The following is a 10646-nucleotide window of genomic DNA, read 5'->3' on the forward strand; positions in this document are numbered from 1 at the left end:
AGGGTATCCGCTGCCATTTTGCAACCATCACTCCTGGCGATCGAAGGGAGGGACTTCGACCCACTCCCTTCCCGATCGCCGATGGCCCGCGCAAAGGCGCGATCGTTGCACTTAAATCGACAAACTCAATTGAGAGCCGTTGGGAGTTTTGCACACTTCAATGCGTGCTTGAAATGCTTCTTTAAATTGTGGCATATGGGTGACAGTGAGGATACAGGCAAATTCAGGGGCGATCGCGTTAATCGCCGCCACTAAGCGATCGCATCCTTCCCGATCCTGAGTGCCAAATCCCTCATCCACAATCAACATCTGCAAAGCCGTTCCCGCACGATGTGCTAACAATCTCGCCAATGCTAACCGAATCGCAAAATTAATCCTAAACGCTTCCCCTCCCGAATAGGTTTCGTAAGGGCGCGTCCCCCGAGCATCGGCAATTAAAATATCTAACGTATCGATCGGCTTGCTGGATTTCTTCTTGCTGCGCGTGCGGCTTGCCCGTTGCGTAATAAACTGAACGTGCAATTGATTCAAACTCAAACGCGCCAAAATCTGATTGGTTTCGGCTTCCAATTGGGGCAGCACGTTTTCAATCGTTAGCGCTTGAATGCCATTTTTCCCAAAGGCGGTGGCAAGTTCCCCATAAACTCTCACGTTGCGACGGGCGGTTTCGAGCTGACGCCGCTTTTGCTCGTGCTGGGCTTTCACGCGGGCAAAATGCTGTTGCTGCTGTTGTAGCCTTCCCTGGGTGGAGAGCAGCCCCTCCCGCGACGATTGCAGTCGTTCGAGACTCTGTTCTAACTGTGCGATGCGATCGCCCGCATCGGGGATTTCCTGAAGCTGGCAATCCAAGTTCTCTCGCTGTTCGCTCAGGGTTTGGCGCTCCTTCTCCCGTTCCTGCAATCGGCTCTCGAGTTCCTCTAGGCGTTGCTGCTCTTGCGGAAATTGCTGCTGCGCTTGTCGCAAGGCTTCCATCCGCCCCCACCACACCTGTGCCTTTCTCAGGGCGACGCGGGTCTCTTGATGTTCCCGCCCATCGTAGCCGATCTCCTCCATGTGGCGATCGAGCTGTTCGAGTTCTCGCTGCAATTCCGAGTCGGTGCGGGCACGCTCTAATTGGATTTCTAATTCGGCAATTTGCCCTTCTAATTTGGGCTTGCGCTGTTGCAGTTGCTCCATTTGTCGCTGCGCTTGCTGCAATTGTCCTTGTTTGATTTCCGCCCAGCGCCAGCGCTTTTCTTCGTTGAGCGCTAAGGCACGATCTCGCTCGTTATAGTTGAGGTCTTCTAAACTGCGCGTCACCGCTTGCAGTTCGGCGTATAATTCCCCGCCATATGCGCCTGTATGCAGCGATCGCTCTAATTCCTCTTTCTCCCACGCCAGTTGTTCCAGGCGCTCTCGGGCAGCAAAGGTGGCCTCTATCTGGGCTTGCAGTTGTCCCCGCCGCTCTCTAAGGCTATTATACGGCTTTAATTGTGCCTCTAATTGTCGATATTCTTCCCGCAAAATGGAAATTTCGCGATCGCTGGTTGCTAGTTGCTCGCGCACTACCCACATCTGATTGATGATATCCTGCTGTTGGGTTTGATGTTTGTGCAGCACCACATCCCAATCATGTTCTCCCAACGGGCGATCGCACAGGGGACAAATGGCATCGGGTACCTGCAACATCTGGATTTTTTGGTCGATCTGTCCTAACTGCCCTTCGTAATCTCGCTGATGCGCTTTCAGTCGCTCCATGAAATTACGGCGCTCTAGTCCTTTTTCCCGCACTCGCTGTTGATAAACGCGCTTTTTCTCCAGTTCGTCTAGATCGATGGCGAGTTGGGTGAGGGCTTCCTCTAGGGCGTAGCTATTTTGTTGCTCGACCTGCAGGCGGTGCATCTGACCGGCAATTTCTTCTAAGCGCGCACTCAGGCGGGCGCGAGTGCGATCGAGTTGGCTCTGTAGGGTTTGCTGGCGCTGGATTAACGGGGTGGCTCGGCTCTCCAATTCCTCTATATCGGCAAGGCGCACCCGCGCTTGCTGCAATTTTACCATGCCGGCTTCTATGTCCGCCCCTTGGGCGAGGGTTTCGCTCAACTCCCGTTCCTGTTGTAACAGGGCGTCGTATTGGGCGGCGATCGCCGCGCGTTTGGCTTCTGTGGTGGATAAATATTGCCGGAAGTTTTCTTGCAGGTTTTGCCGCTGTTGCTGCGCCTCTTGGTAAGCTTGGAATTTGCCGGCAAGGCTTTCTTCGTGAGCTTGTAGTCGGGAAAATTCTTCGTACCCGGCTTTAATTTCTGGCTCTTGTTTTAATAAGGCTTCCAGTTCTTGGTAGCGCCGCTGAGTGTTGCGAACGTCTTGTTTGACGCGATCGCTCTCGCCGCGCAGTTGTTTTTCTCGCAACTGGTTTGCTGCAATTTGTTGCTGCCAGTTTTGCCGCACGAGCTGTCTATCTTGCAGTTCTTGCAGCTCTTTTCGCTGGCGATGGGTCTGTTCTTGTTGGTCTTTGAGTTGGGTTTCTACGCCTTCGAGTTGCCGCTCGAGTTGTTGTTCTTGTTGCAGTTGCTCTTGGGTGGCGGCGACGCTCTGTTCGAGCAGTTGCACTTGCCCTTTGGCTTCGCGCGATCGCTCTTTGGCGCGATCGGCGAGTTCTTCAAAGGCATCCAGTCGCAGCACGGTGGCTAAGACTTGTTTGCGCTCAGAAGGTCGCTTGAGCATGAATTCATCGGCTCTCCCTTGTCGCAAATAGGAGGAGTTGACAAAGGTTTCGTAGTCGAGTTTAATCTGTTTGATAATTTTTTCTTGGGTGGCTCGCAATCCCCGTTCGGTGAGGGGGCGAAATTGAAGCTGTTCTAAGGTGGTTTCTGGATTGATTGGCTCGGTGGCAATTTGGAATTCTAGGGTGGAGGAGTGCCCTCTTTGCCGCGATCTAATCACTCGGTAGGTTTGTTGGTTGGTCTGGAAGATAAAATCTACCCGGACTTCTTTTTCGCCGGTGTGGATGATATTGTCTTCGGTTCCGGCTCGACTATTGCCCCAAATCGACCAGGCGATCGCTTCGAGTAAGGAGGATTTACCCGCTCCATTTGGCCCGCAAATGCACGCCGTGTGCAATCCCTGGAAGTCTAGGGTCGCTTGGCGATAGCTGAGAAAGTTTTGGAGAGTCAGTTGCAGGGGTATCATATTAATAAATTGCCGCTTAAAATTTAACCCTGGGTTTTGTTCTGCTGGTTCAGCATTGTTTGCCTTGATTAGTGAATCAACTTCTCATTGTGGGTCATTTTTTTAGATGATTCTAGCTTTTTTTGTTAAATTTTACAATTCTTTACAATTGCGGGCGCGCTTCTCGGTCTCTCCTTTCCGCTTGTCTCCCCTCCCAAGTCTCTGGAACAACCCCTCACCCGTGCAGTCATTTCCCCCTCGGTTTCTTTTCTTCCTCTCACTGGGCTGGCTGGAAAACCGTCTAAACCCCAGTGCAACAAGCCGCTACACAGAGAAATACCCCCGACTATCGTGCGATCGCGTGGCGATCGCACGGGATTTTTGACTCGCGATCGCCAGATTTGCACCCCATGCCCTCTTACTAAGTTAGCCAACGACCACTTACTTTTACCGAAGCTATTAGTATAAAATTTCCTTCGTCCCCCACAAATATAGTTGGTTGGCGGTCGATCGGCAACTGAATTCTTTCCAACCATCCCGTCACCCCGATGACAGAGTGAAAATCTCCCCAGCGATACTCTGAATCTGACACGGAACCCTCGCGTTTTCGCACATAAGACTCGTTGGACTACGACAGCTCGACGTTTATATAATTGTTAGATAAAAAACGATGTCGATAAAAGGTATATACGTAGCACGTCAGGTATCTATAGGGGGTGGAACGGCCTCGTGGGTGGTTTGATAACAATGGTTGTAATATAACAATGGATGAGTTGCGGTTCCTTCTTAAGATATAAAAATCCAACCGATAAAAGGTATCGCCCAGGTTATCCGGTGAGGTCAGGGCGTATTGAGTGTAGCGTTACCGCACAATACACAAGCAGAAACTTGTCAGGCTGGTGGCAAGCTGAAAGTTTTATACAAACAGCAACAACTTTTCTCCTCGCCCGACATAGAAGCAGGGTCTATCTCTCCTTAAAAATAATTTCCGGCAACAAAAAATACGCGATCGCCACCTCTGCATCGACAATCCCGAGGTTTTGGCAATCTCGTTCTACCGTTTGCCTCTCGCAAATAATAATGATTCTGGGTAAAAGTTCCTAACCGACCTCAATCTTTTTTCGCACCGTGGCATCTCCCGATTTCTCCCACGAGAAACGCGCATCAGTTCGCGTCATTGCCACATCGTATAGGCACACCCCGATATGAAAGCGCCTGCTACCTGAAACTCTCGAAGCGCCAAGGCCAATAGGGCGAAAGGTCGTTTAGCCTCTACGCGCCTATGGTCTTTCCACATCAATGTCCGCTGTTGGACGATCGCCATCTTTATCCTCTTGCGTTTAACAAATCGAATCTATCCATAACCAGGGCTAAAACGCCCACAAACTGAAGTTGCCAAGGTGCCAGGATTAAACCGACAATTACCAAAATACTCGCGATCGTCATCGCCATGACGCCCACCGTTTCTTCCGATGCATGTCTGTAAATCGAAAATGCACCTAGTGCAATTGCCAAGGGAATTATGTAGATAGGTAGCAAAACAGGACCTCCTCATTCATTCATTCATTGGTAAAAAGTATTCTCGGCTACATTGATTGACCGTGTTTCTAATGTAGCATTGAATACCAATTCCTTCACCATCTCTATATAGAGATTTCGTGACAGTTCGCTCGCTCTCCCGGGAGAGGGTGCTTAGCTTCAAACGAGCTGAGTGAAAACCCTTTGAACCCATCCACCCCTCAAATTCCGCTCGGATTCGGGACAAAATTTTCCCATCCCCGGCACCTAAACCCGAAGGACATACCTCTATAGATAGAACAAACTACATCATAGCTCCAACTTCCATTTTCCCCAAGGAATTTTTCTTTTTTCTCTGAAACACTGGCCCAGCATACCTTTCCGGTTTTTTAGAAAATCTTCTCCCTTCACCTTCCCCTCTTAAATTCGTTTGTCTTAGCAACTTCGCATCTATCTCAAGGCTGATTTAGCGCAAATTTCTGCAAAATCGGAGGCATAAATCTCCCCAGGCACCATTTGAGTGCCGAAAAAAAATTTTACAACCAATTTTATCGCCCTGTTGCTTGCAGGTTCCGGCGATCGCCCAGAATCCCTTTCCCACTCCAACCCCGGTAATTGTTAATTCGTAATTTTCCCAACCCCCACTGTTCTCTACTCCTGACTTTTCCTTGTCAATTCCCCAATTTTTTAGCTCCGCCACCCAAACCTTAGCCCCTTCCTTTTTTCCAAAAAAACAACAGCGCCAAAACCCGTTTCTCGCCATTTCTACCGAGTAATCAAACAGAAATCTGCTGTTGCGCGCGGGTCATCTTCCCGAAATTCTTCCCGCTTGGCCTGATTTTCCCTACCCAGAGAGTAGAATTTTCTCGCAGATGTCACCCCGGGCACAAGAAGGCATCCGGTGGCATTCGCCTCAAGTTCGGGAGGGAATTTTCCCCAGGAAAACCCTTTCAAATCACCAACAACAATGCGGCGTAGGTAGTAGCACCCGCCGCAAATGCCCAGAAACGACTTTCCCGTTCTTCCGGGAGTTCTTCTTTCAACACGTTGAGGATAATTCCACCGGCTAAAAAGGCAAACAGCACCGCGATCGCCGGTTCGGAAATTTCCGTGGCCCTGCCAATTGCCCAACCCACTAAAACCGCCGCCGCCAGCACCCAGCGTCCGATGCGCCGATAGCTGTGCTTGTGATGGTCTCGCAAACCAAAATCATTCACCAGAAAATGCAGTGCCATCGCCACAAAAAACACCAATAAACTCCACACCCCCGGTTCTTCTCGGTGCAGCAGCAGATAACCAATCAGAGCATTATAAACCGCAAACGAACTGATATGCAGCCAAAACACTTCCTCAGTGGTGGAATCTGCCGATCCCTGCTTTTGCTTTTCTTGTCGCGATGCCGCCGCCACTCGTTCCAGTCCGTAAAAAATCCCAAACCCGAGTAACGCCATGAGATAAACGTGGTGTTCTAAATAATTGACGATCGCATTGTCTACCCGTTCGAGAGTGACTTGTCCTTGGTTGAGTTCCGGGAAAATATGAATAAAGACATACGCCACCGATGCTCCCCCCGCAAGGGACAACCACCGACTGCGGGGAATCGTTTCCAGAAACAGGAGCTTGCCGGCAAAAATATGCACCAAAGCCAAGGCGATCGCAAAGACGAAAGGGAGAAAAACCATTGAAATCCGTAAAGCTTCACATCTAACTGGGTCAGAAATATGATAAATTCCTAGTTTCCAACGTCTGCCAACTGGTGCAAATTCGCGGGTCATTGCACTCCAGGGCAATTGGAGGGTAGGCATTGCCCACCCTACCCATAATTCCCCAGAACCGTTAAGCGTGGGTTTCGATGGGCAACCAGACGATAAACGTGGTGCCCGGGGCGGGGGAGGATGAGGGAGTCGTGGCGGAGTCCGTGGGGAGGAATTCCGGTTTAGCGGGACTAAACACCTCGATGTCGCCGTCCATATCCCGGAGGAGTTCCCGGGCGATCGCCAAACCCAAGCCGGTGCCGGGGATATCGCCCTGGGCCTGGACGCCGCGATAATAGCGCTGGAATAAATGCTCTAAATCTTCCGGGGGAATGCCCGGTCCGGTGTCGCTGATGGCGATCGCCAGTTGCGCTCGGTCATGGTGGTGGCGCTGTTGTCCCAGATGAATCGCGATCCGACCCCCAGCCGGCGTATATTTCAACCCATTGTCAATCAGATTGCTCAACACTTCGCGCAGGGCGCGGGGGTTGGCGCGCACTGGCGGCACCGAGGGGGGAATTTCCACGTCTAATTGCAAGCCGCGATCGCTGGCGATCGCCCGGGCGGAAAGCAGCAACGGCTCTAACACCTCCGGAACCGAGCAGGTTTCCAGACCCGACGCCGGCAGCAGCAATTGGGGCGATCGCCGCTCCAGTCTGGGGGGTTGATAGGGGGCGTCGCGGTTCATATCCGGAATCGATTCTTCCCGCCCCAGGAAGATCGCTTCATTCATTTGTTGCAGTAGTTCTTGCACGCGATCGCTCTCGCGCAAAATGCTCGTGGCAAACTGACGGTTCGGATCCGGTTCGAGCAAGCGCTTGAGCAGCAGTTTGCCAAAGGTGCGTAAGGCGGTTAGGGGACTGCGGAGTTGATGCAGCAGGTTATCGAGCAATTCGTGTCGTTCCGCTTCCTGGCGCTGCTGTTCGCGCAGTTGCTCTCCCAACCAGCTTTGACGGCGGTCGAGCAAACAGGCGATCGCGATCGTGTGGGCAATGCGCTCGATCTGGCTGCGTTCCCCCTCGTTCCAGGCGCGGTCTTCGCGACTGGTGACCAGCAGCCCCATCACTACCCCATCGTGGATCAGGGGTAAGACCATTTGTCGATTTCGCACCAGTCCCTTTTCTTCGGGATCTGCATCAAATGGCAGGTTCTGTTCGTTCCAACTTTCTAGAGATTCCACCAGGGGCACGTTCACGGGCATCGTCGGGGTAGCAGAACGCAAGCCCCTCGCGTTCTGGAGGCTGGGGTTTTCCTCTGCCTCGGAGTTGTCTGCTTCTGCCGAGGAATCCTTGGGGTCCTCCGTACTGGTTTCCGGGCTGATGGGCAAGGCGAGATTGTCTTCCCAAACCACGGCTGTTTCCGGATAGGCGACCACCGGAATGAGCTTGGCTCCGTTTCCCTCTACCAGTTCTTCTGTTAAATACACTACGCTCAAGCTAGAGCCTAGCCCTTGGGTGAGTAAGGCAATCTGCGATTTACACAGTGCCACAAATTCTGAACTGGCAGGCACGAACATGCTGTTGATGGAATTCCTTTTCACGCAACTTCATTGGCCCTCGGCTCTCGCCGATGAACCGCATTCACCGATATGGCAGAGGCGGCTCTCACCGGGCATCGGCAGAGTCCGCTTGAGTACATGTTGGCAGAAATCTACCCTAGTTGTACACCTCCACAGGCCGATCGCCGTTTCTGTGACCTGGCTCGTTCAATTCTTCTGCTCCCAGTTATTTTATTTTTCCATCCCCGAGGCAATTCCCCTCCCCGATCGCCTCCGAATGCCTTCTAGAGTGGCTTCCAGGGGCGATCGCTTCCCCAAAAATTGACCGACTAATTATGTAGTTTTGTAAAGAAATTTTTATTTTTGTAAATACCTGGCACCCTTTCCCCCCCCTTCTGGTAGGATCGAAGGCGCAGCTCCATTGATAGACAAGGGATTGGAGCTTTTATATTGCCAGATTGTAAGGGGATTGATTTTTTTTATCAAGGGCGATATAATTACCTCGGCTTTTGTAACTATCACTACACCCGTCGGCTAAAATAGGAGGTAAGGATTTTGGCAAGGAGACGTAAGCGTAAGAGTCGTCGCCGCCAAGAAGGGCGAAGAATTCTCGAACAAGTGCCTCAATATAGTATCGAAAGTGGTGAATATAAACCAGTGACAGCGGCTCGTAATTTCATCAAAGCAGAAGGCATTGTCCCCCCCGCTTTGCTGTTAGTCAAGCGCAACGAGCATACCACCGATCGATATTTTTGGGCAGAGAAAGGGCTATTTGGCGCTCAATATGTGGAAGAGAACCATTTCTTATTCCCCAGTTTAAAGTTCATTGAGCCAGTAAACCCCTCTGCACAGAAGCAGCAACAGCAGCAACCACAGCCAACCCCGGCAGTGGCTCTGGAAAGTGCCACCCGAAGCGGTTGAAAGAAACCGGGTGAGATAATCGATCGCCTTCTGGAGTGGGAGCGCGGTGACGACCCCTAGGGTGTGCGATCGCGCGGTGACTCTGCATTTGGGTGGCGATCGCTTATCCACAATTTTCACAAATTTCGGGATTCCGTAAATACCGTATTCCGTGAATACCGCTATGCAAAAATTCCAAATAAACCGCACGCCAATCATCGGTTTTGGGGGATAACCTCCGCAAAGCCGCAGCGATGCGGTGGTGAAACTCTTTTGCAGACTCGACCCTCGGTGCAACCCCATCGCAACCACATCCCGTGGGGGCGAAACTCCCCCAGGTTCAGTGTGGGAGCATAGTCGTCCCGCAAGCGCGCTCGGGTTTCCGTGCTTCGATGACCCGATCGCGAATCGATTTGTCCGCAGTGGCAAGTTTACCACTAAAAGGGGAGCGATCGCACCCGGGTCGAATTTTAATCCGCAATTGCCCTGACAACGGGTACTCTCTTACCCTTGGCGGGCGGCGATCGGGAAGCTATGCCGAAAAAACATCGGTTGGCTGGGTACGATCGTGCTATAATATAAAGTTCGCCCCATTCAAGCGCCTCTCGTTTGAATGGGGCGAACTGATTCGCGATCGCCCCGACTCAGGCAGAAGGCAATCCCAGGTTTTGCTTGAGGACCGCCAGTTCGTCGCGATGACCCGTCACCGTAATTAAATTTTGCGACTCCTTCGATTCGCTTTGGGGATTGGCTTCTACTTTCAGCCGCACCTGCTCGGTTCGACCGGCATTTTTCCAGTAGAACACTCCCGCCAGGGGCGATAAAACAATCAACCCGAGAAACAAATTCCCCCCCTGGGGCAGCAGCATAGACAATACCAACCCAAGGCACAGCATCCCCACCGCCGCCAGTAGGGTCAAAAAAATCGCCAAAAACCAACTGGGACGCACGAATCCTTCAAAGGTGACTTGACGATCTGCCGCATCCACCGTCGCCACCCGGTACGATCGCCCATCGAAATAGGTTTGCAGTTCCTCCAAAATCGAATCTTCCGGAGAATCAGACACAAAGGTAAGTTGTTCCGTTCGGTCTTTCACCGACGCCCGAATAAAGAAAAACAACCCCACCGCCAGCAACAAGGTCAATAAAAAGGTCGAGGAGAGAATCGGCGTATTCATACTTAAAAGTTTTTAGCCTGACTTTACATAAGTTTACAAAAAAAAGCCACTTCTGGCGAGGACGCTTCCCCCACCATTGGCTATAAACTATTGTCAACTTGAAATATATCGGCCAACCTTACCGCCACGGTGTTTCCGAGGGCAAGGTTTTAATCGCCACCCCGGTTGGGGGAATCTCAGGCGGGCAAAGCGCCCGGGATATCCGGCGCGGTGGAGTGCCAATCCAACATCCCCCACCTCCGAGCGCTGCAGTCCGAACCAACCCCCGACCCTGACCCCGGGGCAGAGTGGTTGCTCCCTCAGCTTTCCTCAGTGGGAGGATTCACCGCATTAAATAACGCCGAGTAATCCGCATCGGACAAAGCGCGATCGATGGCCATACTGATAATTTCTCTGACCCCTTCCAGACCCGCCACTTCCAGTCCGATCGCCCGCGCTTCTGCCAGAAATAAATCCGTATCCTTGAGCAGGTGCTTAGTGGGAAAATTGGGATTGTCGAAGTTGCGATCGCTCATCCGCGACAACTTCTTATCAAACGTCGGCGCATAAAGCGCACTGTCGCGCAGAATTTCCATAAAAGTGTTAAACTAAGCAATTCCGTCACCAGAACTACTCGTCTTCAGAACCGGACTTGAGATTTTCACCTCATCCGGC

At 51.7% G+C, this 10646-nt stretch carries 7 protein-coding genes; 1 reads left to right on the forward strand and 6 read right to left on the reverse strand.

The annotated features are described in order from the left end of the window. Nucleotides 1-111: 111 nt before the first annotated feature. The 4 genes from AC0QH1_RS10900 to AC0QH1_RS10915 all read right to left on the reverse strand — a co-directional run bounded on the left by AC0QH1_RS10900 (nucleotide 112) and on the right by AC0QH1_RS10915 (nucleotide 7956). On the reverse strand, nucleotides 112-3165 hold the full coding sequence (locus tag AC0QH1_RS10900; protein ID WP_324631117.1) for an AAA family ATPase: 3054 nt from the start codon (nucleotides 3163-3165) through the stop codon (nucleotides 112-114). 1305 nt (nucleotides 3166-4470) lie between these two features. Then, complete coding sequence (locus AC0QH1_RS10905) at nucleotides 4471-4683, reverse strand: hypothetical protein (RefSeq protein ID WP_324631118.1); 213 nt, start codon at nucleotides 4681-4683, stop codon at nucleotides 4471-4473. 929 nt (nucleotides 4684-5612) lie between these two features. Next, on the reverse strand, nucleotides 5613-6344 hold the full coding sequence (locus AC0QH1_RS10910; protein WP_324631119.1) for a hypothetical protein: 732 nt from the start codon (nucleotides 6342-6344) through the stop codon (nucleotides 5613-5615). 154 nt (nucleotides 6345-6498) lie between these two features. Continuing rightward, complete coding sequence (locus tag AC0QH1_RS10915) at nucleotides 6499-7956, reverse strand: GAF domain-containing sensor histidine kinase (RefSeq protein ID WP_324631120.1); 1458 nt, start codon at nucleotides 7954-7956, stop codon at nucleotides 6499-6501. Between the two features lie 513 nt (nucleotides 7957-8469). Here AC0QH1_RS10915 and AC0QH1_RS10920 point away from each other — a divergent pair. Then, the gene (locus AC0QH1_RS10920) at nucleotides 8470-8835 is read left to right on the forward strand and encodes a DUF3155 domain-containing protein (protein WP_324631121.1); all 366 of its coding nucleotides are present in this window, start codon (nucleotides 8470-8472) and stop codon (nucleotides 8833-8835) included. A 623-nt stretch (nucleotides 8836-9458) separates the two neighbouring features. Here AC0QH1_RS10920 and AC0QH1_RS10925 read toward each other — a convergent pair. Both AC0QH1_RS10925 and AC0QH1_RS10930 read right to left on the reverse strand, forming a co-directional pair. Next, nucleotides 9459-9992, reverse strand: a complete 534-nt coding sequence (locus tag AC0QH1_RS10925) for a cofactor assembly of complex C subunit B (protein ID WP_324631122.1) — start codon at nucleotides 9990-9992, stop codon at nucleotides 9459-9461. Between the two features lie 299 nt (nucleotides 9993-10291). Continuing rightward, nucleotides 10292-10567 carry an NAD-binding protein gene (locus AC0QH1_RS10930; protein WP_324631123.1) on the reverse strand — a complete coding sequence of 92 codons (276 nt, stop codon included), beginning with the start codon at nucleotides 10565-10567 and terminating at the stop codon, nucleotides 10292-10294. Between the last annotated feature and the right edge of the window lie 79 nt (nucleotides 10568-10646).

This window comes from Phormidium sp. CCY1219 (assembly GCF_055795085.1).